The organism is Mycobacterium sp. OAS707 (assembly GCF_014873705.1).
GTDB lineage: Bacteria > Actinomycetota > Actinomycetes > Mycobacteriales > Mycobacteriaceae > Mycobacterium.
Genome location: NZ_JADBDS010000001.1, coordinates 214,902 through 238,150, shown reverse-complemented (window position 1 = coordinate 238,150; position 23,249 = coordinate 214,902). Strand labels below are relative to the sequence as shown.

Here is a 23,249-nt window from a genome sequence, read left to right as displayed (position 1 = left end):
CATGACCGCCGCGCAGGTTCTCGACCTGACTCGGGATATCGAAAAAGTCAGGGCCGACTTTCCGATCCTGAAGCGGGTGATGCGCGGCGGAAGCCAGTTGGCGTACCTGGATTCCGGTGCGACATCGCAGAAGCCGGTGCAAGTGCTCGACGCCGAGCGGGACTTTCTGACCACCTCCAACGGCGCGGTGCACCGCGGTGCGCACCAGCTGATGGAGGAGTCGACCGACGCCTACGAACAGGGCCGCGCCGACATCGCGGCGTTCGTCGGTGCGAATCCCGACGAGCTGGTGTTCACCAAGAACGCCACCGAAGGCATCAACCTGGTCGCCTATGTGCTCGGCGACAACCGGTTCCAACGCGCGGTCGGCCCCGGCGACGTCATCGTCACCACTGAGCTCGAGCATCACGCGAACCTGATTCCGTGGCAGGAGCTGGCTCGGCGCACCGGCGCGACGCTGAAGTGGTACGGGGTCACCGACGAGGGCCGCATCGATCTGGACTCGCTGACACTCGACGATCGCGTGAAAGTGGTTGCCTTCAGCCATCACTCGAACGTCACCGGCGCCGTGGCTCCGGTGGGCGAACTCGTGTCGCGCGCGAAGGCGGTCGGTGCGCTGACGCTGCTGGACGCCTGCCAGTCGGTGCCGCATCAGCCGGTCGACTTCCACGCGCTCGACGTCGACTTCGCAGCGTTCTCCGGGCATAAGATGCTGGGCCCCACCGGCATTGGGGTGCTGTACGGCCGCAGCGAGCTGCTCAACGCGATGCCGCCGTTCATCACCGGCGGTTCGATGATCGAAACCGTCACGATGGAGCAGACCACGTACGCTCCTGCGCCGCAACGCTTCGAGGCAGGCACGCCGATGACCTCGCAGGTGGTTGGTCTGGCTGCCGCGGCGAGATATTTGCGAGAGATCGGCATGGCCGCGGTCGAGGCGCACGAGAGCGAGTTGGTCGCCGCGGCGCTCAGCGGGCTGGCCGGCATCGACGGCGTGCGGATCATCGGGCCCACCTCATTGGAAAACCGCGGCTCGCCGGTGTCTTTCGTCGTCGACGGCATTCACGCCCACGACGTTGGGCAGGTGCTCGACGACGACGGTGTCGCGGTGCGGGTGGGCCACCACTGCGCGTGGCCGTTGCATCGCCGGTTCGGCATCGCCGCGACCGCACGCGCCTCGTTCGCGGTCTACAACACGCTCGACGAGGTCGACCGGTTGGTGGCGGGTGTGAAGCACGCGGTGGAGTTCTTTGCGTGAGACTGGAGCAGATCTACCAGGAAGTGATCCTCGATCACTACAAACACCCCCACCATCGGGGGCTGCGTGAGCCGTTCGGCGCCGAGTCGTATCAGGTCAACCCGACGTGCGGAGACGAGGTGCGGTTGCGGGTCGCGCTGAGCGACGACGGCGAGCGTGTCGATGACGTCTCCTATGACGGGCAGGGCTGCTCGATCAGCCAGGCCTCGACGTCGGTGCTGACCGATCAGGTGATCGGCCAGAGCGTCGGCGATGCGTTGAAGACAGTGGCGGCGTTCACCGAGATGGTGTCCTCACGTGGCACCGTCGAGGGGGACGAGGAGGTGATCGGCGACGGCATCGCATTCGCCGGCGTCGCCAAGTACCCGGCGCGGGTGAAATGCGCGCTGCTGGGTTGGATGGCTTTCAAAGATGCGCTAGCGCAAGCCAGTGAGGAGATCGCAGATGAGCGACACCGCAGTGCCTAACGACGAACTGCTCGCCGACCTCGAGGAGGCGATGCGCGATGTCGTCGACCCCGAACTCGGGATCAACGTCGTCGATCTCGGCCTTGTCTACGACCTGAATGTCGAGAAGGGGGAGCAGGGCAACGTCGCGTTGATCGACATGACGTTGACGTCGGCGGCATGTCCGCTCACCGATGTCATCGAGGATCAGTCACGCACCGCGCTGGTCGGTGCCGGGCTCGTCAACGAGATCCGGATCAACTGGGTGTGGAACCCGCCGTGGGGCCCTGACAAGATCACCGAAGACGGCCGCGAACAGCTGCGGGCGTTGGGTTTCACGGTCTAACCTGCACGGCCGACGATAAGTCGGCGGTTCGGCGGTTGTGGACGGGGCTGCTCGTTCACAATCGCACTGTGGTCACGGTTCCAGCGTTGGTGTGGCGAGGTGGTTTTTTTCGCCGGGCGGTGCTGATCGGTGGTTTTCTCGGGGTCGTCCTCGGAGCCATGGCCTGGTTGGACTCCGGTCTGCTGCTCGCCGGCATTCTCGCGGGCGTCACCACCGGATTGATTTACGGAATTTGGATGCCGCGGCGTATGGCCCGCTATTGGCCTGGCGCCAAACAACTCTCGGGCAAGAACCGCGTGACGGTAGCGCGCACCGCCCGCCACGGCGAGCCCATCGGCGACCCGCAGTTGGCGGCGGCGGTCATTGATTACAGCGGCGGCATGCATGCTTCGGCCGAACAGGCCAAGCCGTATCGCTGGGTGCTACCGCTCGTCCTTGTCGTCAGCGTCGGAACGGCGTTGTGGGACAGCATCTTCGGCACCTGGGGTAACGCGATCGTCTCCCTCGTTTACCTGGTTGCTCTGCTGGCCGAGTTGTTGTGGTGGCCCAAGCGACGGGACCGGCTGCTGGCCAACAGCGATCGCGCGGCCGACCTCGCCGGCGACATTCTCGAAAAACGGGGTGCCGACCAGACGGATCTCTGACTAAGGTCAGAGATATGACGGCGGATTTGGTGGCGCAGGTCAGGCGTTTCAATCGCACCGTCACACAGCGGATCGGCGTGCTGAACGAGAACTATCTGGCCAGCGACCGCTCACTCGGGCAGAACCGGCTGCTCTGGGAGATCGGCGTCGACGGCTGTGATGTCCGCTCGCTGAGGGAACGCCTGGACCTGGACTCTGGCTACGTCAGCAGGCTGTTGCGTGCACTGGAGACCGCCGGTCACGTCGTCGTCGAGCAGAGCCCCGCCGACGGGCGCATCCGCATCGCCCGGCTGACGGCGGCAGGCCGCCGCGAGCTCGCCGCGCTCGACCAGCGCTCCGACGACGCCGCAGCGGCGATCCTGCAACCGCTCAACGCCCGGCAACGCACCGAGCTCGTCAGCGCCATGGCAGAAGTCGAACGCCTGCTGATCGCCTCCACGGTCGAGGTTCGGCAATGCGATCCGCGCCACCGCGACGCCCGGTTCTGTCTGCACACCTACTACGACGAGCTCGCTGTCCGCTTCGAGGGTGGCTACGACCCGGCGCGCAGCCCTGTCGCTGACGTCGAAATGACCCCGCCCGCAGGGCTTTTGCTGGTCGCATCGCTGCACGGCGAACCTGTCGGTTGCGGCGCGCTGATCTTTCATCCCGACGCGGTCGGATTGCTGAAGCGGATGTGGGTGGCGCCATCGGTTCGCGGCCTGGGGCTGGGCCGCCGGTTGCTTCACGAGCTGGAGAACCGGGCCCGCACAGAGGGGCTACGGCTGATGCGGTTGGAGACGCGCGACGAACTGTCCGAGGCGATCCAGATGTATCAGACGTCCGGGTACCGCGAAGTCGCTCCCTTCAACGACGAGCCCTACGCCCATCACTGGTTCGAGAAGTCGCTGTAACGCTCGGCCAGTATCTGGTAACTCAGTCGGTATGAGCCTCGACGAGTCTTACGTCGCTACCCGGCGACAGCTACGGGGAGTGGCCGAAAGCCTGATCGCCGGGCCGCAGTACCGGGCAGCGGGCACGGTCCGGCTTGCGGTGCGCCCGGATGGGTTCGCAGGCGTGGCCGTCCCATTGGCTGTGCGCGGCACGCAGTTCGTCTGGCCCGATGGCGCCGCCGAGCTGGCCGGACCGGTTCGCACGTTGGCCGAAGCCGCCGGGGTCGCGGCTGGCCCGCCCGCCGGGGTGTACGAAATCGTCGACCCGTTACCCGTGGATGCGACGCTGGACGTCGACGCGGCAGCTGCCGAGTGGCTCTATCGGAGCCACTACGCAGGCGGGCACGCGATCAAAAGCGCGCTGCCCGAGGCGCATCCCGTGTTGTGGCCCGAGCACTTCGACGTCGCGGCCACCGAGGACGAGGTGAACTACGGCGTCTCAGCAGGTGACGACTACCACCCGACGCCGTACGCGTATATCGGGCCATGGACCAAACGCACCGGATCGTTCTGGAACGCGCCTTTCGGCGCCGTGTATGCGCTCGACCCGGCGCACGATGTGGACGCGTTGGCCACGCAGATCACCGAGTTCTTCGAACAGGGCAGAAGGGAATCGCGATGACGGAGTTCAACACCGACTTCAGTGGCGTGCGGGCCCTGTTCATCAACTGCACGTTGAAACGGTCGCCGGAGGTCAGCAACACCGAGGGTCTGATCGACATCAGTTCACGGATCATGGCGAAACACGGTGTCGAGGTGGAGGTGGTTCGCGCCGTCGATCACGACATCGCCCCCGGGGTTTGGCCAGACATGCGCGAGCACGGCTGGGCCTCCGACGATTGGCCCGTCATCTTCGAGAAGGTGCTGGCGTCCGACATTCTGGTACTCGCAGGCCCGATCTGGCTGGGGGACAACAGCTCCGTGATGAAGCAGGTGCATGAGCGCCTTTACGGGGGCTCGCATCTGCTCAACGACTCCGGCCAGTATCTGTACTACGGCCGGGTGGGCGGCTGTTTGATCACCGGCAACGAGGACGGTGTCAAACACTGTGCACAGAATGTCCTATACACCCTCCAACACATCGGCTACACGATTCCGCCGCAGGCCGACGCGGGCTGGATCGGCGAGGCCGGGCCGGGGCCGTCGTATCTGGACCCTGGATCCGGCGGGCCCGAGAACGACTTCACCAACCGCAACACCACGTTCATGACGTGGAACCTGATGCATCTGGCCCGGATGTTGAAGGCAAGCGGAGGTGTGCCCGCGTACGGAAACATCCGCTCGGGATGGGATGCGGGATGCCGCTACGACTTTGCCAATCCTGAATACCGTTGAGCGGTTACCGTGACCGTGATGACCGAAACAGTCGACGAAGCCGCGCTGATCGCCGCGTTGCGCGACGGCGACGAAGCCGCGTTCGCCCACCTCGTCGATCAGCATGCGCCATCGATGCTGCGGGTGGCGCGGGGTTATGTGCCCAGCCGCGAGATCGCAGAAGAAGTGGTCCAGGAGACGTGGATCGCGCTGCTCAAGGGCATCAACAATTTCGAGGGCCGATCCTCTTTGCGCACTTGGCTTTTCGCCGTGATGATCAACATCGCCAAGGCACGGGGTATGCGCGAGCGCCGTGATGCCGACGCAGCGATCGCGGCTTCCACTGGCACCGTCGACCCGGCCCGGTTCCGCACGGCCGACGATCCGTACCCGGGCCATTGGAAGCAAGGCGAAGAGCCGTCGCCGTTCCCCGACACCCCCGAGGGCACACTGCTCGGCAACGAGCTCGTCGAGGTCGCGCGCGCCGAACTGGAGAAGCTGCCCGACCGTCAGCGCACGGTTGTCACGCTTCGCGACATGCTCGGCTTCGACTCCGCCGAAGTGTGCGGCCTGCTCGACATCAGCGTCGCCAACCAACGGGTGCTGCTGCACCGTGGCCGGGCCGCAGTCCGGCAGGCGCTCGAAGAGTATTTGGAGGACGCCTCATGACTGGCCGCGACGCCATGGACTGCAACGAACTGGTCGAGCTCGTCACCGCCTACCTGGACGGTTCGCTCGACCTACAGACGCGGGCACGGTTCGACATGCACCTACTGGAGTGCGATGGCTGCGAGAACTACCTTCAGCAGTTCCGGGAGACCGTGGCCACGGTCGGCAAGATCCGCGACGACGACCTCGACCCGGCATTCCGCAACCGCCTGCTGGACGCGTTCAAAGACTTCACCTGACCACTACCGCCCAGTTTGTGCTGACCATAGGCTGGGAACAGACAGATTGACAGCAGCGTTAGGAACATCGTGGCTACGCGAGACATCACCGCCGAACAGTTCAACGACACCATCAACGACAACGAGATCGTGCTGGTGGATTTCTGGGCGTCGTGGTGCGGCCCGTGTAAGGCCTTCGCGCCCACGTTCGCCGCGTCCTCGGAGAATCACCCCGACGTCGTCTACGCGAAGGTCGACACCGAGGCCGAGCAGCAGCTGGCCGCGGCAGCCGACATCCGCTCGATCCCGACCTTGATGGCCTTCAAGAAGGGCAAGCTGGTGTTCAACCAGGCGGGCGCACTGCCGCCGGCGGCGCTCGAGCAGCTCGTGCAGCGGGTCAAGGAGTTCGACATCGACGCCGCGATCGCCGCGCAGGGCAACGGCGAAGCGAACTAGCGAAACGCACGCGATAGCGTGCACGGGTGAACTTTGTCCTCGTAGATAGACCGCGACCGCACGTCGCGCTGGTGACACTCAACCGGCCCGAGCGGATGAACTCGATGGCGTTCGACGTCATGGTCCCGCTCAAGAAGGTGCTCGACGAGTTGACCTACGACAACGACACGCGCGTGATTGTGCTCACAGGCGCGGGCCGCGGCTTCTCCTCGGGTGCCGACCACAAGTCGGCAGGCTCGGTGCCGCACATCGACGGGCTGACCCGGCCGACGTTCGCGCTGCGATCGATGGAGGTGCTCGACGACGTCATCCTATCGCTGCGCAAAATGCACCAGCCCGTGATCGCTGCCGTCAACGGCGCGGCGATCGGCGGCGGACTGTGCCTTGCGCTTGCCTGCGATATCCGCGTCGCAGGTGCGGGTGCCTATTTCCGTGCTGCGGGTATCAACAACGGACTGACGGCGAGCGAGCTCGGGCTGTCCTACTTGTTGCCGCGCGCGATCGGTACGTCTCGGGCGTTCGAGCTGATGCTGACCGGACGCGACGTCGACGCCGACGAGGCCGCACGTATCGGACTGGTCTCGCGTGCCGTGCCGGACGATGAGCTGCTCGACGTTTGCTATGAGCTCGGGGAGCGCATCGCATCGTTCTCGCGGCCGGGAATCGAATTGACCAAGCGCACGCTTTGGAGTGGACTGGACGCCGCTAGCCTGGAAGGGCATATGCAGGCCGAGGGCCTGGGACAGCTCTTCGTCCGTTTGCTCACCGGCAACTTCGAAGAAGCGGTCGCGGCGCGCGCCGAGAAGCGCGCACCGGTCTTCACCGACGACAAATAAGGGGACAGCAGCGTGATCACCGCAACGGACCTCGAGGTCCGCGCTGGAGCGCGCACGCTGCTGTCCACCGACGGTGCGGCGCTGCGGGTGCAGCCAGGCGACCGCATCGGGCTCGTCGGACGCAACGGCGCAGGCAAGACCACGACCATGCGCATCTTGGCGGGTGAGGGTGAACCTTACGCCGGGACGATCGCGCGGACCGGGGAAATCGGTTATCTGCCACAGGATCCCAAAGAGGGCGACCTCGAGGTGCTGGCCCGCGATCGGGTGCTGTCAGCCCGCGGCCTCGACACGTTGCTTGCCGACCTGGAGAAGCAGCAGGCGCTGATGGCCGAGGTGGCCGACGACGCCGCGCGTGACAAGGCGGTCCGCAAATACGGCCAGCTCGAGGAGCGCTTCGCTTCGCTTGGCGGATATGCGGCCGAAAGCGAGGCGGGCCGCATCTGCGCAAGCCTTGGTCTGCCCGAACGTGTTCTGACACAACCACTTCGCACACTCTCCGGTGGTCAGCGCCGCCGGGTGGAGCTGTCGCGCATCCTGTTCGCCGCCTCCGACACGGGGTCGGGATCGGCCACCACGTTGTTGCTCGACGAGCCCACCAACCACCTCGACGCCGACTCGCTGGGTTGGCTGCGCGATTTCCTGCGCGGGCATGCCGGCGGTCTGGTGGTGATCAGTCACAACGTCGAACTACTCGCCGACGTCGTCAACCGCGTGTGGTTCCTCGACGCGGTGCGCGGCGAGGTCGACGTCTACAACATGGGCTGGCAGAAGTACCTCGACGCCCGCGCGACAGACGAACAGCGGCGCCGCCGCGAGCGGGCCAACGCCGAACGCAAGGCCTCGGCCCTACGCGCCCAGGCGGCCAAAATGGGTGCCAAGGCCACCAAAGCCGTTGCCGCACAGAACATGCTGCGTCGGGCAGACCGGATGATGGCTGCGCTCGACGAGGAACGCGTTGCCGACAAGGTGGCCAGGATCAAGTTCCCGACGCCTGCGCCGTGCGGCCGCACCCCGTTGGTGGCCAAGGGTCTGACCAAGAACTACGGCTCACTAGAGGTCTTCAGCGGCGTCGATCTCGCCATCGACCGCGGTTCGCGGGTCGTGGTGCTCGGCCTCAACGGCGCGGGCAAGACCACCCTGCTGCGGCTGTTGGCCGGCGTCGAGACGCCGGACTCCGGAGGCCTCGAGCCGGGCCACGGAATGAAGATCGGCTACTTTGCGCAGGAACACGACACGCTCGACAACTTGGCGACGGTGTGGCAGAACATCCGTCACGCCGCGCCCGACACGGGTGAGCAGGAACTGCGGGGTCTGTTGGGCGCCTTCATGTTCAGCGGTGCGCAGCTTGATCAGCCCGCCGGCACGTTGTCCGGCGGTGAGAAGACCCGACTCGCGCTCGCCGGTCTGGTGGCATCGACTGCGAACGTGCTGCTGCTCGACGAGCCGACCAACAACCTCGACCCCGCGTCGCGCGAGCAGGTGCTCGACGCACTGCGGTCGTATGTCGGCGCAGTGGTGTTGGTGACGCACGACCCCGGCGCCGCCGAAGCACTCGACCCGCAACGCGTGGTGCTGCTGCCCGACGGCACCGAAGACTTCTGGTCCAACGACTATCGCGACCTGATCGAGCTCGCCTGAGCGCGAATTGCGAACTGTTTCATCAATTCCGCCCGTTGGGTGTGAACGCTTCCTACGCTGGGTATTGGGTAGGGGTCGGGGCATCAAACGTGGGGAGAGATGTCGATGAAGAAACTGAACAAGTCCCGGGATGAAGTCCTGAACGAATTGCGCAGCGCATACGAGGGGGGCGCGAGCATCCGTACGTTGGTGGCCAACACCGGCCGCTCGTATGGCTCGATCCATAGCATGTTGCGCGAGTCGGGTACGACCATGCGCAGTCGGGGCGGACCCAACCATCGCAGCCGCAAGGCAAGCTAGGACGGTTGCTGGCGCAGCGAGGCCTCGACGAGGTCGAGTACGGCACTGAGCTTTTCGGGTTCGTCGCCGGATGCCAGCCGCGCAACCAGGCCGTCCAGCACAAGGTCAAGATACGTCTGCAGGACCGCGCTCGGCACGTCGTCGCGTAGCCGGCCCGCCTGCTTCTGTGTGCGCAGCCGTTGGGTGGTCGCCGCCGACAACTCCGCCGAGCGCTCCGACCAGCCGCGGTTGAACGCCGGATCGTTGCGCAGCTTGCGCGCGATCTCCAGCCGCGTCGCCAGCCAGTCGAACTGGTCGGGAGCGGCAAGCATGTCGCGCATCACCTGAACCAACCCCTCCCGCGACGCGACATCGGCCATTCGCTCGGCATCCTCGCGGGCCAGTTCGAAGAACAGCGTGTCCTTATCGCGGAAATGGTGAAAGATGGCACCGCGCGACAGCCCGATCGTCTGCTCGAGCCGTCGCACGGTGGCCTTGTCATAGCCGTATTCGGCGAAACAGCGCCGGGCGCCGTCGAGGATCTGTCGGCGCCGCGCCGCCAGATGGTCTTCGGTTACCCGGGGCATATCTGCGCTTACGACTTCAGCATGTTGCGCAGCACGTACTGCAAGATGCCGCCGTTGCGGTAGTAGTCCGCTTCACCGGGGGTGTCGATGCGCACGACGGCGTCGAACTCCACCTTCGAGCCGTCCTCCTTCGTGGCGGTCACATGGACGGTCTTCGGCGTCTTGCCATCGTTGAGCGCCTCGATGCCGCTGATGTCGAACGTCTCGGTGCCGTCCAGCTTCAGGCTCGCGGCGGATTCGCCTTCGGGGAACTGCAGCGGGATCACCCCCATGCCGATCAGGTTCGACCGGTGGATGCGCTCGAACGACTCGGTGATGACCGCGCGCACACCGAGCAGGCTGGTGCCCTTGGCCGCCCAGTCGCGCGACGAGCCTGAGCCGTACTCCTTGCCGCCGAGCACGACAAGCGGAATGTCCTGCGCCGCATAGTTTTGCGCGGCGTCGTAGATGAACGCCTGTTCGCCGTCCTTGGTGAAGTCGCGGGTATAGCCGCCGGACACGTCATCGAGAAGTTGATTGCGCAACCGGATGTTGGCGAACGTGCCGCGGATCATCACCTCGTGGTTGCCGCGCCGCGAGCCGTAGGAGTTGTAGTCCTTCTTGTCGACCCCGTGCTCGTCGAGATATTGCGCGGCCGGCGTGCCGGGCTTGATGCTGCCTGCGGGGGAGATGTGGTCGGTGGTCACCGAATCACCCAGCAGCGCCAGCACTCTCGCACCCTTGATGTCGGTGACCGGCTGCGGCTCGGCGGGCATGCCGTCGAAGTACGGAGGCTTGCGCACGTACGTCGAGTTCGTGTCCCATTCGAAGGTGTTGCCCGACGGGGTCGGCAGGTTGCGCCACCGGTCGTCGCCCTTGAAGACGTCGGAGTAGTTCTTGACGAACATCTCGGTGTTGATCGCCGACGCGATGGTGTCGTTGATGTCCTTCTGCGATGGCCAGATGTCCTTGAGGAAGACCTCGTTGCCGTCGGAATCCTTGCCAAGCGGTTCGGCCTCGAAGTCGAAGTCCATGGTGCCGGCCAGCGCGTAGGCGATCACCAGCGGCGGCGACGCCAGGTAGTTCATCTTCACGTCCGGGTTGATGCGGCCCTCGAAGTTGCGGTTACCCGACAGCACCGCGGTGACCGACAGATCGGCGTCGTTGACCGCCTTGCTGATCTCCTCGGGCAGCGGACCCGAGTTGCCGATGCACGTGGTGCACCCGTAGCCCACCAGGTAGAAGCCGAGCTTCTCCAGGTACGGCCACAGCCCGGCCTTGTCGTAGTACTCGGTGACCACCTGCGAACCCGGCGCCATCGTCGTCTTCACCCACGGCTTGGCCGTCAGACCCTTCTCGACGGCGTTCTTCGCAAGCAGCGCCGCACCCAGCATCACCTCGGGGTTGGAGGTGTTGGTGCACGACGTGATGGCCGCGATCACCACCGCGCCGTGGTCGAGGATGAACTCGCCGCGGTCGTCGGATTTCACCTCGACCGGACTGCTCGGCCTGCCGTTGGCGCCGACTGCCGCCGAAGGCACGACCGCGTCGTCATCAGCGAAGGCCAGGCTGGATGCCGGGTCGCTGGCGGGGAAGGACTCCTCGACCGCCTCGTCGAGCTTGGTGTGCTCGGCGGGCAGGTTCTCCTCTACGTAGTTGTGAATGTCCTTGCGGAAAGCGGTCTTTGCGTCACCCAGCGCGATCCGGTCCTGCGGCCGTTTCGGCCCCGCGATCGAGGGCACGACATCGGACAGGTCGAGCTCGATGTACTCGGAGTACTTCGGCTCGCGCTCTGGGTCGTGCCACATGCCCTGTTCCTTGGCGTACGCCTCGACTAGCGCGAGTTGCTCGTCGCTGCGGCCGGTCATCCGCAGGTAGTCGATTGTCACCTCGTCGATCGGGAAAATTGCTGCGGTGGAACCGAATTCGGGGCTCATGTTGCCCAGCGTTGCGCGGTTGGCCAGCGGCACCTCGGCGACGCCCTCGCCGTAGAACTCGACGAACTTGCCGACCACGCCGTGCTTGCGCAGCATCTCGGTGACGGTGAGCACCACGTCGGTGGCGGTCACGCCGGGCTGCCGCTCCCCGGAGAGCTTGAAACCGACGACACGGGGGATGAGCATCGACACCGGCTGGCCCAGCATGGCCGCCTCGGCCTCGATGCCGCCGACGCCCCAGCCGAGCACGCCGAGGCCGTTCTCCATCGTCGTGTGGCTGTCGGTGCCGACGCACGTGTCGGGGTAGGCCACGCCGTCGCGCTCGAAGACGACGCTGGCCAGGTATTCGATGTTGACCTGGTGCACGATGCCGGTACCGGGCGGCACCACCTTGAAGTCGTCGAACGCGCCCTGGCCCCAGCGCAAGAACTGGTAGCGCTCGCCGTTGCGCTCGTACTCGATCTCGACGTTGCGCTCGAATGCGTTCGCGGTGCCGAACAGATCGGCGATCACGGAGTGGTCGATGACGAGATCGGCAGGCGCCAGCGGGTTCACCTTGTCCGGGTCACCACCGAGGTCGCCGACCGCCTCGCGCATGGTGGCCAGGTCGACGATGCACGGGACGCCCGTGAAGTCCTGCATGATCACTCGGGCGGGGGTGAACTGGATCTCCACGCTCGGGTCGGCCGACGGGTCCCAGTTCGCTATCGCCTCGATGTGGTCCTTGGTGATGTTGGCGCCGTCCTCGGTGCGCAGCAGATTCTCGGCGAGCACCTTGAGGCTGTATGGCAGTTTCTCGGTTCCGGCCACCGCATCGAGGCGGTAGATCTGATAACTCTTGTCCCCGACCTTCAAGGTGTCGCGGGCGCCAAACGAATTCACCGAATCTTTGCTGCTCACATCAACTCCCGGCTCGATATCGCCGCGACGGGCTGTGTCGTCGGCGGTCACAATTCTAACAGTACGCTTGTCCTGTGAATCAACCCAGGGGTGCTTTTAGTCTCGTCCTCGTGGGTGAGTGCTGCCACCCGCATACCCACTCATCGCGTACCGTGCCCGTGTGACCGGACCGCACGTGCTCCCGTTTCTGCCGACGTACATCCCGCCTCAGGTATGCGCGACGGTCGGGCAGGACCCGGCGACCCCGCCGGACGCCTGCATGAACCTCGTCTTCGCCGATGTTCGCGACGATGGCGTGAGTGCGTCGGCCAGCCAGGACAAGGCCGGCCTCGCCGGCGTGGTCGCCGACGCCAAGCAAAAAGGCATCGATCTCAAGATCGTCGTGATGGACCAGAGCCCGCCGATCGACACCCCGCTGCGCGATGTCGCCACCGCGGTCGGCAAGGCGTACCCCGGTTCCACCGTTTTGGTGATCAGCCCCGGGTGGGCGGGGACTTACAGCCCGACCTATGACCGGGTGACTCTCGAGGCGGGTCAGGACGTCGCCAAGACCGGCGATGCGGTGCAGTCTTCGAAGAATTTCGTCAGCGAGTTGACGACACAACATTTCCCGTGGACGCCATTCACCATTGTGCTCGTGCTGGCGGTGATTGCAGCGGTCGTCGCCACCCGCGCGTTACAAATCAGAGCGCGCCGCGAACAGCCGTAAAAACCCCTCTGGCAGCGCATTTGGCGCGTTTCTGCTTCCGTATTGCAAATAGAAAAGTCACAGCGGGATAACGCTACATTCAATTACAGACTTGTAATTTGTGACTAAAGTTTCCTTAGCGTCAGATGTGACGTACCGTGCAATCGGTGGCTGATGTTGCAGTTGTGATTGTTGTGACTGCACACAGCGTGCGAGCCATAGGAGACACGGTCGGATGAGACGCAACCCTCGGGTCCGCGCGGTGATGCTTGCCATCGGCATGCTGCTCGCGACTCCTGGCCTGGCGGTCGGGCAGCCCGCCAGCTCGGACACCCTCGGCGAGCTTGTCGCGGCTGTGGCGAACGCCAATCAGAAGCTGCAAGACCTCGGCGCCTCGATTCAGGCGCAACAGGAAAGCGTCAACAAGGCGATCGTCGATGTGCAGACAGCGCGCGAGAATGCCGCGGCCGCACAACAGGAAGTGGACGCAAGCGCACAGCGCGTCTCGGAGGCGAACGCCGCGATCGCAGCGGCCCAACAGCGATTCGACACCTTCGCTGCCGCAACATATGTCAGCGGTCCTTCGGATTCCTATCTGACGGCCACCGATCCTGCCGACATCCTGTCGACCGCGGCGGCCGGTCAGACACTGGCAGTGAGTTCACAGCAGATCATCACCGATCTCCAGCGGGCCCGCACCGAGCAGGTGAACAAGGAGTCGGCCGCACGGTTGGCGAAGCAGAACGCCGACAAGGCCGTCGTCGACGCCGAAGCCAGTCAGCAGACCGCTGTTTCGGCGCTCACCACCGCGCAACAGACGTTCAAGGACCAGCAGTCCCAACTCGATCAGTTGACCGCCGAACGGGCCGCGGCGCAGGCCAAGCTCGAGGACGCGCGCAACTGGTCGGCCCCCGCAACCGGTGCGCCTGCGGCCCAGCCCGCTGCGGCGCGCGTCGGTGACCCGAACGCGAACTGGGATCGGGCGCCGGGGGCACGCGATGGGGGCGGTCAGAAGTGGGATTCGCTGTGGGATCCCACTCTCCCTGCGATCCCGAGCGCGTTCGTCAGCGGTGACCCGATCGCGATCATCAACACGATCCTCGGTTACGCGTCGACATCGGCACAGGTGACCCAGCAGATGGGTCGCGGCTTCCTGCAGAAGATCGGCCTGGTGCCGACGCCGAGCGGCTACACCAACGGCGCAATTCCGCGCGTGTATGGCCGCCAGGCGACCGAGTACGTGATCAACCGCGGCCTCGCGGTGCGGGGCACGCCGTACTCGTGGGGTGGCGGCAACGCCGCCGGCGCGAGCCGCGGCATCGATTCCGGTGCCGGCACAGTCGGTTTCGACTGTTCGGGGCTGATGCTGTACATGTTCGCAGGCGTCGGCATCAAGCTCGACCACTACTCGGGCTCGCAGTACAACGCGGGCCGCAAGGTCCCGTCGTCGCAGATGCGTCGTGGCGACATGATCTTCTACGGGCCCAACGCCAGCCAGCACGTCGCGATGTACCTCGGTGACGGTCAGATGCTCGAGGCTCCGTACACGGGGTCCGTGGTGAAGATCTCGCCGGTGCGCACCAGCGGCATGACCCCGTACGTGACTCGAATGATCGAATGGTGAATCCTCTGCGCCGCATAACAATTGGACTACTGATCGCCGTCGCGCTGCTGCTTGGCCTTGCTGCACCCGCGATCGCCGCCCCCGACGACGGGCAATGGGATCCGACGCTGCCGAAGATCCTCAGCGCCGGTGCGCCCGGCGATCCCGTCGCGATCGCCAACGCGTCGTTTCAGGCGACGCAGGTGGCCCTTCAAACGACACAGAATCTGGGCCAGCAGTTCCTCGCCAGCATCGGCCTCGGCGGCTCGCCAAGCACAGGAGCGGTTTCCCCGGGCGCGCGCGTGCGTGGTCCGCAGGCGATCGAGTACGTGATCCGCCGCGGCGCCTCCCAGATGGGTGTGCCGTACTCCTGGGGCGGTGGCACGCCGAACGGTCCGAGCGCAGGCGTCGACGAAGATGCGGGCAAGATCGGCTACGACTGTTCCGGATTCACCCGCTACGCGTTCGCAGGCGTCGGCGTGCTGATCCCCAAGTACTCCGGCGACCAATACAACACCGGCCGCAAGGTGCCGCTGTCGCAGGCCAAACGCGGCGACCTGTTGTTCTACGGCCCCGGCGGCACGCAGCACGTCACGCTGTACCTGGGTGGCGGGCGGATGCTGGAAGCGTCGAGCGCCGCAGGCCACGTGACGGTCAGTCCAGTGCGGCAGGGGGGTCTGCAGCCGTACGCCGCGAGAATTATCGAAAGCTGAGCGTGGCCTGAGTTAAACCTGAGCACTCCTGGTGAATGCCGTTCGACCAGGCGACACTTCGCTGGGCAACGTCGACGGATTCCGGACTGCCTGGAATAGTTGACGGCGAGCGTGCGGCCAACTCCGGCCGACGCCGCTGCGACCAGCGTCTTAACAGATCTGGAAGGACCGTTGATGAGTTCACCGAGTGGGCCGCCGCAGGGCGCTGGAGGTTATTCCGGACAGGCCCCAACACAGGCCTACAACCCCGGTAACCCCGCCTCCCACGCCGCGCCGCCGAACAACGGAGGCCTGCAGCAGGAGGTGCACACCCTCGAGCGCGCCATCTTCGAGGTCAAGCGGATCATCGTCGGCCAGGATCAGTTGGTCGAGCGGATGCTGGTCGGCCTGCTCGCCAAGGGGCACGTGTTGCTCGAAGGCGTGCCCGGGGTGGCCAAGACGCTGGCCGTCGAGACCTTCGCGAAGGTCGTCGGCGGCACGTTCGCCCGCATCCAGTTCACCCCTGACCTGGTGCCAACCGACATCGTCGGCACCCGGATCTATCGCCAGGGCAAAGAGGAGTTCGACATCGAACTCGGTCCGGTGGTGGTCAACTTCCTGCTCGCCGACGAGATCAACCGTGCACCCGCCAAGGTGCAGTCGGCGCTGCTCGAGGTGATGGCCGAGCGCAAGATCTCGATCGGCGGCAAGACGTTCCCGTTGCCGGCCCCGTTCCTGGTGATGGCCACGCAGAACCCGATCGAGCAGGAAGGTGTTTACCAACTGCCCGAGGCGCAGCGCGACCGCTTCCTGTTCAAGCTCAACATCGACTACCCGACTCCGGAGGAGGAGCGGGAGATCGTGTACCGGATGGGCGTCAAGCCGCCGGAGCCCAAGCAGATCCTGGCCCCCGGTGATCTGCTGCGCCTGCAGGACGTGGCGTCCAACAACTTCGTGCACCACGCGCTCGTCGACTATGTGGTGCGCATCGTCACCGCGACCCGGCACCCCGAGAAGTTCGGCATGCCCGACGCCAAGGCGTGGATCGCCTACGGCGCCTCGCCGCGTGCGTCCCTCGGCATCATCGCGGCCTCGCGCGCGCTGGCACTGGTGCGTGGCCGCGACTACGTGATCCCGCAGGACGTCGTCGAGGTCATCCCCGACGTGCTGCGGCACCGGCTCGTGCTCACCTACGACGCGCTGGCCGACGAGATCTCTTCGGAGACCGTGATCAACCGGATCCTGCAGACGGTGGCGCTCCCGCAGGTGAATGCCATTCCGCAGCAAGGTCATTCGGTGCAGCCGGTCATGCCGGCAGCAGCGGCTGCCGCCGGTAATCGGTGACTACTTCCAGACGAGGGGTCGACCTGCCGTCGCTCAAGCGCGGGGAGATTCGTGACCCAGCGCTGACGGCGGCACTGCGCAAGCTGGAACTGACCGTGCGCCGCAAGCTCGACGGCGTGCTGCACGGCGACCACCTCGGGCTGCTGCCGGGGCCGGGGTCCGAGCCGGGGGAGTCGCGGCTCTACCAGCCCGGCGACGACGTACGCAGGATGGACTGGTCGGTCACCGCGCGCACCACTCACCCGCATGTGCGTCAGATGATCGCCGACCGTGAGCTCGAGACGTGGTTGGTGGTCGACATGTCGGCCAGCCTGGACTTCGGCACCACCGGTTGCGAAAAGCGCGATCTGGCGGTCGCGGCCGCGGCTGCGATCACGTTCCTCAACAGCGGCGGCGGTAACCGGATCGGTGCGATCATCGCCAACGGCGACTCGGTGCGGCGCGTTCCGGCACTGTCGGGCCGCATGCACGAGCAGGAACTGTTGCGCACCATCGCGACAATGCCGAAGGCACCGACGGGGGTACGCGGCGAGCTGGCCGCCGCCATCGACGCGCTGCGGCGTCCGGAACGGCGCCGCGGCATGGCGGTGATCATCAGCGATTTCCTCGGGCCGATCAACTGGATGCGTCCGCTGCGGGCGATAGCGGGCCGACACGAGGTGCTCGGCATCGAGATCCTCGACCCCCGGGATGTGGAACTTCCTGACGTGGGCGACGTCATCCTGCAGGACGCTGAAAGCGGGGTGACCCGGGAGTTCACTATCGACGCGCAATTGCGCGACGACTTCGAGAAAGCCGCGGCCGCCCATCGTGCCGAGGTGGCGCGCACGCTACGGCGTTGCGACGCACCGTTGCTCTCGCTGCGCACCGACCGGGACTGGATCGCCGACGTCGTCCGATTTGTCGCCAACCGCCGCCGTGGAGCACTCGCCGGCCGGACGTAATCCGACGAAATGACAACTGGCATATGACATTACCGTTGCTCGGACCGATGACGCTGTCGGGCTTCGAACACGCGTGGTTTTTTCTCTTCCTCATCGCTGTCGTCGCGATCGCCGCGCTCTACGTGCTGGTGCAGGTGGCCCGGCACAAGCGGATGCTGCGCTTTGCGAACATGGAGTTGCTGGAAAGCGTTGCGCCGAAACGGCCTTCGCGCTGGCGGCATCTGCCCGCGATCCTGCTGGTGTTGTCGCTGTTGATGTTCACCGTCGCCATGGCGGGCCCAACGCATGACGTCCGCATTCCGCGCAACCGCGCGGTGGTGATGCTCGTCATCGACGTGTCGCAGTCGATGCGGGCCACCGACGTGTCGCCGAACCGGCTGGCCGCCGCGCAAGAGGCGGCCAAACAGTTCGCCGATCAGCTCACGCCCGGGATCAACCTCGGCCTGATCGCGTACGCGGGCACGGCGACGGTGCTGGTGTCGCCGACCACCAACCGCGAGGCGTCGAAGAACGCGATCGACAAACTGCAGTTGGCCGACCGCACGGCGACCGGCGAAGGCATCTTCACGGCGCTGCAGGCCATCGCCACCGTCGGCGCGGTGATCGGCGGAGGAGACGAGCCGCCTCCAGCCCGCATCGTGCTGATGTCCGACGGCAAGGAGACGGTGCCGTCGAACCCGGACAATCCGAAGGGCGCCTACACGGCCGCGCGCACTTCGAAGGACCAGGGCGTGCCGATTTCGACGGTGTCATTCGGCACGCCGTACGGCTACGTCGAAATCAATGATCAGCGCCAGCCGGTCCCGGTTGACGACGAGATGCTGAAGAAGATCGCCGAGTTGTCGGGCGGTCAGGCCTACACCGCCTCGAGCCTGGAGCAGCTCAAGGAAGTCTTCACCAACCTGCAGGAGCAGATCGGCTACGAGACCCGCAAGGGCGATGCGAGCGCGGGCTGGCTGCGGCTCGGCGCGCTGGTGCTGGCTTTGGCGGCGCTGGCTGCGATGCTGATCAACCGCCGACTACCCGACTGACGCAACTGAAATGACAACTGGCACATGACTTTACCGTTGCTCGGACCGATGACGCTGACGGGTTTCGACCACCCGTGGTTCTTCCTGTTCCTCATTGCGGTGCTCGGGCTGGTCGGACTGTATCTCGCCATGCAGGCGGCGCGCCGCAAGAGAATGCAGCGCTTTGCCAACACGGAACTACTGGAAAGCGTTGCGCCCAAGCGACCGCCGCGTTGGCGGCATGTGCCGACGATCCTGTTGGTGTTGTCGCTCGTGCTGTTCACCATCGCGATGGCTGGGCCGACGCACGATGTCAAGATTCCGCGCAACCGTGCGGTGGTGATGCTCGTCGTCGATGTGTCGCAATCCATGAAGGCCACCGACGTGTCACCGAACCGGCTGGCGGCCACGCAGGAGGCGGCCAAGCAGTTCGTCGATCAGATGACTCCCGGCATCAACCTCGGGCTGATCGCCTATGCGGGCACCGCGACCGTGTTGGTGTCGCCGACCACCAATCGTGATGCGTCCAAGAATGCGATCGACAAGCTGCAGGTGGCCGACCGCACCGCGACCGGTGAGGCCATCTTCACGGCGCTGCAGGCCATCTCCACCGTCGGTGCGGTGATCGGCGGCGGCGACACCCCACCGCCTGCCCGCATCGTGTTGATGTCCGACGGCAAGGAGACGGTGCCGTCCAACCCCGACAACCCCAAGGGCGCCTACACGGCGGCGCGGGCCGCCAAGGATCAGGGCGTGCCGATCTCCACGGTGGCCTTCGGCACCCAGTACGGCTTCGTCGAGATGAACGGCCAGCGGACGCCGGTACCCGTCGACGACGAGATGCTGAAGAAGATCGCCCAGCTGTCCAATGGACAGTCCTACACCGCGTCCGATGTCGAGCAGCTCAAGGAAGTCTTCACGAACCTCCAGGAGCAGATCGGCTACGAAACCCGCAAGGGCGACGCGAGCGCGGGCTGGCTGCGACTCGGCGCGTTGGTGCTGGCGCTGGCGGCGCTGGGCGCGTTGTTCATCAACCGGCGCCTACCCAACTAGTCATATCCCCATGTCGCTGCGCTCCTGCCCGCCGTAAGGCGATTTCTTAAGAATGCGCTTCAGGCACTAAGTTGGCGGTCATGCCCGAATTCGTATCCCGTTCCGTGCTGGTGACCGGCGGAAACCGCGGCATCGGTCTGGCCATCGCTCAACGGCTGGCCGCCGACGGCCACAAGGTCGCCGTGACCCACCGCGGATCTGGCGCGCCGGACGGGCTGTTCGGCGTCGTGTGTGACGTCACCGACAACGCTGCCGTCGACCGCGCCTTCAAGGAGGTCGAGGAGCATCAGGGCCCGGTCGAGGTGCTGGTGTCCAACGCAGGCATTTCCCAGGATGCGTTCCTGATTCGGATGACAGAAGAGCGGTTCGAGAACGTCATCAACGCCAATCTCACCGGGGCGTTCCGCGTGGCTCAGCGGGCGTCGCGCAGCATGCAGCGCAACCGGTTCGGGCGGATCATCTTCATCGGTTCGGTCTCGGGCATGTGGGGGATCGGCAACCAGTCCAACTACGCGGCCGCGAAGGCCGGTCTGATCGGGATGGCCCGTTCGATCTCCAGGGAGCTGTCCAAGGCCGGCGTCACCGCCAATGTGGTGGCACCCGGTTACATCGACACCGAGATGACCCGCGCGCTGGATGAGCGAATCCAGGCCGGGGCACTGGAGTTCATCCCGGCGAAGCGGGTCGGCACCGCCGAGGACGTCGCCGGGGCCGTGAGCTTCCTGGCGTCCGAAGACGCGAGCTACATCGCCGGTGCGGTGATCCCGGTCGACGGCGGCATGGGCATGGGCCACTAAGAGAGAGAAGGACTTTGACATGACAGGTTTGCTCGAAGGCAAGCGCATCCTCGTAACGGGGATCATCACCGACTCGTCGATCGCGTTCCACATCGCCAAGGTGGCGCAGGAGGCCGGTGCCGAGCTGGTGCTGACCGGTTTCGACCGGATGAAGCTGATCCAGCGCATCGCCGACCGGCTGCCGGAGAAGGCGCCGCTGCTGGAACTCGACGTGCAGAACGAGGAGCACCTGGCGTCTTTGGCCGACCGGGTCACCGAGGTGATCGGTGAGGGCAACAAGCTCGACGGGGTGGTGCACTCGATCGGGTACATGCCGCAGACCGGCATGGGCATCAACCCGTTCTTCGACGCGCCGTATGAGGACGTCGCCAAGGGCATTCACATCTCGGCGTACTCGTACGCTTCGCTGGCCAAGGCGCTGCTGCCGATCATGAATTCCGGCGGCGGCATCGTCGGCATGGACTTCGACCCCACCAGGGCGATGCCCGCCTACAACTGGATGACCGTGGCCAAGAGCGCGCTCGAGTCGGTGAACCGGTTCGTGGCGCGGGAGGCCGGTAAATACGGCGTTCGGTCGAATCTCGTTGCTGCCGGGCCGATCCGGACACTGGCGATGAGCGCCATCGTCGGCGGTGCACTCGGCGAGGAGGCCGGCGCCCAGATGCAGCTGCTCGAGGAGGGCTGGGATCAACGCGCCCCGATCGGCTGGAACATGAAGGATCCGACGCCGGTGGCAAAGACGGTGTGCGCGTTGCTGTCCGATTGGCTGCCCGCGACGACCGGCACCATCATCTACGCCGACGGCGGCGCCAGCACACAGCTGCTCTAGATGAATTTTGACGCGCTTCTGCTCCTGTCGTTCGGCGGACCGGAGGCGCCCGAACATGTGATGCCGTTCCTGGAGAACGTCACTCGCGGCCGCGGTATCCCGCGCGAACGGCTCGCCTCAGTCGCCGAGCACTACCTGCACTTCGGCGGCGTGTCGCCGATCAACGGCATCAACCGCGAGTTGATCAGCGCGCTCGAGGCCGAAATCGACCTACCCGTCTACTTCGGCAACCGCAACTGGGAACCCTACGTCGAGGACACTGTCGCGACCATGCGCGACAACGGGATTCGTCGGGCCGCGGTGTTCGCCACTTCGGCATGGGGCGGCTACTCCAGCTGCACGCAGTACGTGGAGGACATCGCCAGGGCCAGGGGTGCAGCCGGCGAGGGAGCGCCCGAACTGGTGAAGCTGCGCCAGTACTTCGACCACCCCTTGTTTGTCGAGATGTTCGCTGAGGCCATCGGCGCTGCCGCACAGACCGTTTCCGGGGACGCGCGCCTGGTGTTCACCGCGCATTCGATTCCGCTTGCGGCCCGAAACCGTTGTGGTGCAGATCTTTACAGCCGTCAGGTGGCCTATGCGTCGCGCTTGGTCGCCACTGCGGCCGGCTACGCCGACTACGACCAAGTCTGGCAGTCGCGCTCCGGGCCGCCGCAGGTGCCGTGGCTCGAGCCCGATATCGCCGATCATTTGACGGCACTTGCCAAGGGCGGCACCAAGGCCGTGATCGTCTGTCCGATCGGTTTCGTCGCCGATCACATCGAGGTGGTGTGGGACCTGGACAACGAGCTACGCGGCCACGCCCAGGATCTCGGCATCGCATTCGCACGGGCGGCGACGCCGAACGCCGATCCGCGATTCGCGAGACTGGTCGCCGATCTACTCGACGAGTTGCGCGACGGCCGCGAGCCCGCCAGGGTGCCCGGTCCCGATGCACCTGCGCTGCAAGGGTTTTCGGTGAACGGGGAGGTCTGCACGCCGAACTGCGTTAGCCGCTCCACGCCGAGTGCAGAATCGCGCTGATCGCCGCGATCCGAGCCGATCGCACCACCGAGGACAGCGGTCGCAGCGCTTCGCTGGCGATCTGGACTTCCGATGACGTCTGCAATCCGATCGGGATCAGCCCGGAGCTGACGGTCACGATCGCGTCGATGTGAGCGGCGTTTTCGAGCACGCGCACCGCGCGCGTGGGCGCGTGATCGGGCACCCGATGGCCCCTGCTGCCTTCGAGTACTTGCTCGACGAGTCCGCGCGGGTCGGCCACGTCGGTGCCCGCGGCGCGGATGGCGCCCAATGCATCTGCGGCCGACCGGACCGCAGCGCGCAATGCGTATTCCGCCTCACCGAGGTCGACGAATTCGGCAGAGGCCTGCGTCGGCACCGAATACACCGTCCACGACAATGCGGTCGGCTCCGGCTCGAAATCGGACTCGTCTTCCAATTCGTCGTACTCGAATTCAGGGACAAGACCTACCGCGGTTGATGCATCACGGCCGATGATGACGGCTTCGCCTGCGGTCACCGCGTCGCGCTGAAATTGGGTACCTGCAGGGAGTCCGCGCACATCGCCAGGCACCGGCAGCACCACGCCGATGGCGGGTGCGCGGAGTCCCGTTCCTGCGGCTGTGCGCACGGTCTGCAGCAGCGACACTGCGCCCGCGTCGTCTAAGTCGGGCCACGGCAACCCCGTGCGGCCTGCCGCCACCGAGTCGTACGCGGTTACGGAATGCCTTGACGCCCATTGCGATAACGCGTCGAGGACATCATCAGGCGCGGCGGCGCCTGCGAGCCAGGCGTTGGCCCAAACCGAAAGGGAAACACTGGGGCACCACATGATGCTCGCAGTG

General features: G+C 65.6%; 26 protein-coding genes. 23 read left to right on the top strand and 3 right to left on the bottom strand.

All coding sequences use genetic code 11. From position 1 onward, the window contains the following. Nucleotide 1: 1 nt before the first annotated feature. From GGC64_RS01150 to GGC64_RS01090, 13 genes are all read left to right on the top strand, one after another. Nucleotides 2-1,258 (top strand): cysteine desulfurase, encoded by a 1,257-nt coding sequence (locus tag GGC64_RS01150; RefSeq protein ID WP_192720627.1) that lies wholly within the window; start codon nt 2-4, stop codon nt 1,256-1,258. After that, complete coding sequence (sufU, locus tag GGC64_RS01145) at nt 1,255-1,725, top strand: Fe-S cluster assembly sulfur transfer protein SufU (protein WP_192720626.1); 471 nt, start codon at nt 1,255-1,257, stop codon at nt 1,723-1,725. Before GGC64_RS01150 ends, sufU begins: the two co-directional genes overlap by 4 nt. Next, entirely contained in the window at nt 1,703-2,050 is a 348-nt protein-coding gene (locus tag GGC64_RS01140; protein WP_192720625.1) for a metal-sulfur cluster assembly factor, read from the top strand. The genes sufU and GGC64_RS01140 overlap by 23 nt, the downstream gene beginning before the upstream one ends. Before the next feature lie 68 nt (nt 2,051-2,118). Continuing rightward, entirely contained in the window at nt 2,119-2,694 is a 576-nt protein-coding gene (locus GGC64_RS01135) for a hypothetical protein (protein ID WP_192720624.1), read from the top strand. A 14-nt stretch (nt 2,695-2,708) separates the two neighbouring features. Continuing rightward, entirely contained in the window at nt 2,709-3,587 is an 879-nt protein-coding gene (locus GGC64_RS01130; RefSeq protein WP_192720623.1) for a bifunctional helix-turn-helix transcriptional regulator/GNAT family N-acetyltransferase, read from the top strand. A 31-nt stretch (nt 3,588-3,618) separates the two neighbouring features. After that, nucleotides 3,619-4,248, top strand: a complete 630-nt coding sequence (locus tag GGC64_RS01125; protein ID WP_192720622.1) for a hypothetical protein — start codon at nt 3,619-3,621, stop codon at nt 4,246-4,248. Then, complete coding sequence (locus GGC64_RS01120) at nt 4,245-4,961, top strand: flavodoxin family protein (RefSeq protein WP_192720621.1); 717 nt, start codon at nt 4,245-4,247, stop codon at nt 4,959-4,961. The genes GGC64_RS01125 and GGC64_RS01120 overlap by 4 nt, the downstream gene beginning before the upstream one ends. Nucleotides 4,962-4,979: 18 nt before the next feature. After that, nucleotides 4,980-5,609 (top strand): RNA polymerase sigma factor, encoded by a 630-nt coding sequence (locus GGC64_RS01115; RefSeq protein ID WP_192720620.1) that lies wholly within the window; start codon nt 4,980-4,982, stop codon nt 5,607-5,609. After that, nucleotides 5,606-5,848: an anti-sigma factor gene (locus GGC64_RS01110; protein ID WP_225951130.1), complete on the top strand. Its 243-nt coding sequence runs from the start codon at nt 5,606-5,608 to the stop codon at nt 5,846-5,848. The genes GGC64_RS01115 and GGC64_RS01110 overlap by 4 nt, the downstream gene beginning before the upstream one ends. Before the next feature lie 69 nt (nt 5,849-5,917). Beyond that, nucleotides 5,918-6,283, top strand: a complete 366-nt coding sequence (trxA, locus tag GGC64_RS01105) for a thioredoxin (protein ID WP_192720619.1) — start codon at nt 5,918-5,920, stop codon at nt 6,281-6,283. 26 nt (nt 6,284-6,309) lie between these two features. Continuing rightward, the gene (locus GGC64_RS01100; protein WP_192720618.1) at nt 6,310-7,119 is read left to right on the top strand and encodes an enoyl-CoA hydratase; all 810 of its coding nucleotides are present in this window, start codon (nt 6,310-6,312) and stop codon (nt 7,117-7,119) included. Between the two features lie 12 nt (nt 7,120-7,131). Continuing rightward, on the top strand, nt 7,132-8,760 hold the full coding sequence (locus GGC64_RS01095; RefSeq protein ID WP_192720617.1) for an ABC-F family ATP-binding cassette domain-containing protein: 1,629 nt from the start codon (nt 7,132-7,134) through the stop codon (nt 8,758-8,760). Nucleotides 8,761-8,865: 105 nt separating this feature from the next. Continuing rightward, a complete protein-coding gene (locus tag GGC64_RS01090; protein ID WP_192720616.1) occupies nt 8,866-9,060 on the top strand; it encodes a helix-turn-helix domain-containing protein in 195 nt (64 codons plus the stop codon). Here the strand turns inward: GGC64_RS01090 and GGC64_RS01085 are convergent. Beyond that, complete coding sequence (locus GGC64_RS01085; protein ID WP_192720615.1) at nt 9,057-9,626, bottom strand: TetR/AcrR family transcriptional regulator; 570 nt, start codon at nt 9,624-9,626, stop codon at nt 9,057-9,059. The two genes, GGC64_RS01090 and GGC64_RS01085, sit on opposite strands and share 4 nt — an antisense overlap. 8 nt (nt 9,627-9,634) lie before the next feature. After that, nucleotides 9,635-12,442, bottom strand: a complete 2,808-nt coding sequence (gene acnA, locus GGC64_RS01080) for an aconitate hydratase AcnA (RefSeq protein ID WP_192722343.1) — start codon at nt 12,440-12,442, stop codon at nt 9,635-9,637. Nucleotides 12,443-12,602: 160 nt separating this feature from the next. Between acnA and GGC64_RS01075 the strand changes: the two genes are divergently transcribed. The 10 genes from GGC64_RS01075 to GGC64_RS01030 all read left to right on the top strand — a co-directional run bounded on the left by GGC64_RS01075 (nt 12,603) and on the right by GGC64_RS01030 (nt 22,425). Then, a complete protein-coding gene (locus tag GGC64_RS01075; protein WP_192720614.1) occupies nt 12,603-13,151 on the top strand; it encodes a DUF6676 family protein in 549 nt (182 codons plus the stop codon). A gap of 214 nt (nt 13,152-13,365) precedes the next feature. Then, the gene (gene ripA / locus GGC64_RS01070) at nt 13,366-14,754 is read left to right on the top strand and encodes an NlpC/P60 family peptidoglycan endopeptidase RipA (RefSeq protein ID WP_192720613.1); all 1,389 of its coding nucleotides are present in this window, start codon (nt 13,366-13,368) and stop codon (nt 14,752-14,754) included. Then, nucleotides 14,748-15,446, top strand: a complete 699-nt coding sequence (ripB, locus tag GGC64_RS01065; protein WP_192720612.1) for an NlpC/P60 family peptidoglycan endopeptidase RipB — start codon at nt 14,748-14,750, stop codon at nt 15,444-15,446. Before ripA ends, ripB begins: the two co-directional genes overlap by 7 nt. Nucleotides 15,447-15,620: 174 nt before the next feature. After that, a complete protein-coding gene (locus tag GGC64_RS01060; protein WP_192720611.1) occupies nt 15,621-16,769 on the top strand; it encodes a MoxR family ATPase in 1,149 nt (382 codons plus the stop codon). Continuing rightward, nucleotides 16,766-17,713, top strand: coding sequence for a DUF58 domain-containing protein (locus GGC64_RS01055; protein WP_192720610.1), 948 nt, complete (start codon nt 16,766-16,768; stop codon nt 17,711-17,713). The genes GGC64_RS01060 and GGC64_RS01055 overlap by 4 nt, the downstream gene beginning before the upstream one ends. A 23-nt stretch (nt 17,714-17,736) precedes the next feature. Next, on the top strand, nt 17,737-18,744 hold the full coding sequence (locus GGC64_RS01050; RefSeq protein WP_192720609.1) for a VWA domain-containing protein: 1,008 nt from the start codon (nt 17,737-17,739) through the stop codon (nt 18,742-18,744). 24 nt (nt 18,745-18,768) lie between these two features. Further along, nucleotides 18,769-19,776 (top strand): VWA domain-containing protein, encoded by a 1,008-nt coding sequence (locus tag GGC64_RS01045; RefSeq protein ID WP_192720608.1) that lies wholly within the window; start codon nt 18,769-18,771, stop codon nt 19,774-19,776. A gap of 80 nt (nt 19,777-19,856) precedes the next feature. Continuing rightward, a complete protein-coding gene (gene fabG1, locus GGC64_RS01040; RefSeq protein ID WP_192720607.1) occupies nt 19,857-20,573 on the top strand; it encodes a 3-oxoacyl-ACP reductase FabG1 in 717 nt (238 codons plus the stop codon). 19 nt (nt 20,574-20,592) lie between these two features. Then, nucleotides 20,593-21,402, top strand: coding sequence for an NADH-dependent enoyl-ACP reductase InhA (gene inhA, locus GGC64_RS01035; protein WP_192720606.1), 810 nt, complete (start codon nt 20,593-20,595; stop codon nt 21,400-21,402). Beyond that, the gene (locus tag GGC64_RS01030; RefSeq protein WP_192720605.1) at nt 21,403-22,425 is read left to right on the top strand and encodes a ferrochelatase; all 1,023 of its coding nucleotides are present in this window, start codon (nt 21,403-21,405) and stop codon (nt 22,423-22,425) included. It abuts the gene before it with no gap. Here GGC64_RS01030 and GGC64_RS01025 read toward each other — a convergent pair. After that, nucleotides 22,391-23,236 (bottom strand): hypothetical protein, encoded by an 846-nt coding sequence (locus GGC64_RS01025; protein WP_192720604.1) that lies wholly within the window; start codon nt 23,234-23,236, stop codon nt 22,391-22,393. The genes GGC64_RS01030 and GGC64_RS01025 overlap by 35 nt on opposite strands. Nucleotides 23,237-23,249: the final 13 nt, after the last annotated feature.

Coding starts and splice junctions, on each gene's coding strand:
- GGC64_RS01150 (WP_192720627.1), top strand. CDS start 2: ATGACCGCCGCGCAGGTTCTCGACCTGACTCGGGATATCGAAAAAGTC.
- GGC64_RS01140 (WP_192720625.1), top strand. CDS start 1,703: ATGAGCGACACCGCAGTGCCTAACGACGAACTGCTCGCCGACCTCGAG.
- GGC64_RS01130 (WP_192720623.1), top strand. CDS start 2,709: ATGACGGCGGATTTGGTGGCGCAGGTCAGGCGTTTCAATCGCACCGTC.
- GGC64_RS01125 (WP_192720622.1), top strand. CDS start 3,619: ATGAGCCTCGACGAGTCTTACGTCGCTACCCGGCGACAGCTACGGGGA.
- GGC64_RS01120 (WP_192720621.1), top strand. CDS start 4,245: ATGACGGAGTTCAACACCGACTTCAGTGGCGTGCGGGCCCTGTTCATC.
- GGC64_RS01115 (WP_192720620.1), top strand. CDS start 4,980: ATGACCGAAACAGTCGACGAAGCCGCGCTGATCGCCGCGTTGCGCGAC.
- GGC64_RS01110 (WP_225951130.1), top strand. CDS start 5,606: ATGACTGGCCGCGACGCCATGGACTGCAACGAACTGGTCGAGCTCGTC.
- GGC64_RS01090 (WP_192720616.1), top strand. CDS start 8,866: ATGAAGAAACTGAACAAGTCCCGGGATGAAGTCCTGAACGAATTGCGC.
- GGC64_RS01085 (WP_192720615.1), bottom strand. CDS start 9,626: ATGCCCCGGGTAACCGAAGACCATCTGGCGGCGCGGCGCCGACAGATC.
- ripA (WP_192720613.1), top strand. CDS start 13,366: ATGAGACGCAACCCTCGGGTCCGCGCGGTGATGCTTGCCATCGGCATG.
- ripB (WP_192720612.1), top strand. CDS start 14,748: ATGGTGAATCCTCTGCGCCGCATAACAATTGGACTACTGATCGCCGTC.
- GGC64_RS01060 (WP_192720611.1), top strand. CDS start 15,621: ATGAGTTCACCGAGTGGGCCGCCGCAGGGCGCTGGAGGTTATTCCGGA.
- GGC64_RS01050 (WP_192720609.1), top strand. CDS start 17,737: ATGACATTACCGTTGCTCGGACCGATGACGCTGTCGGGCTTCGAACAC.
- GGC64_RS01045 (WP_192720608.1), top strand. CDS start 18,769: ATGACTTTACCGTTGCTCGGACCGATGACGCTGACGGGTTTCGACCAC.
- fabG1 (WP_192720607.1), top strand. CDS start 19,857: ATGCCCGAATTCGTATCCCGTTCCGTGCTGGTGACCGGCGGAAACCGC.
- inhA (WP_192720606.1), top strand. CDS start 20,593: ATGACAGGTTTGCTCGAAGGCAAGCGCATCCTCGTAACGGGGATCATC.
- GGC64_RS01030 (WP_192720605.1), top strand. CDS start 21,403: ATGAATTTTGACGCGCTTCTGCTCCTGTCGTTCGGCGGACCGGAGGCG.
- GGC64_RS01025 (WP_192720604.1), bottom strand. CDS start 23,236: ATGTGGTGCCCCAGTGTTTCCCTTTCGGTTTGGGCCAACGCCTGGCTC.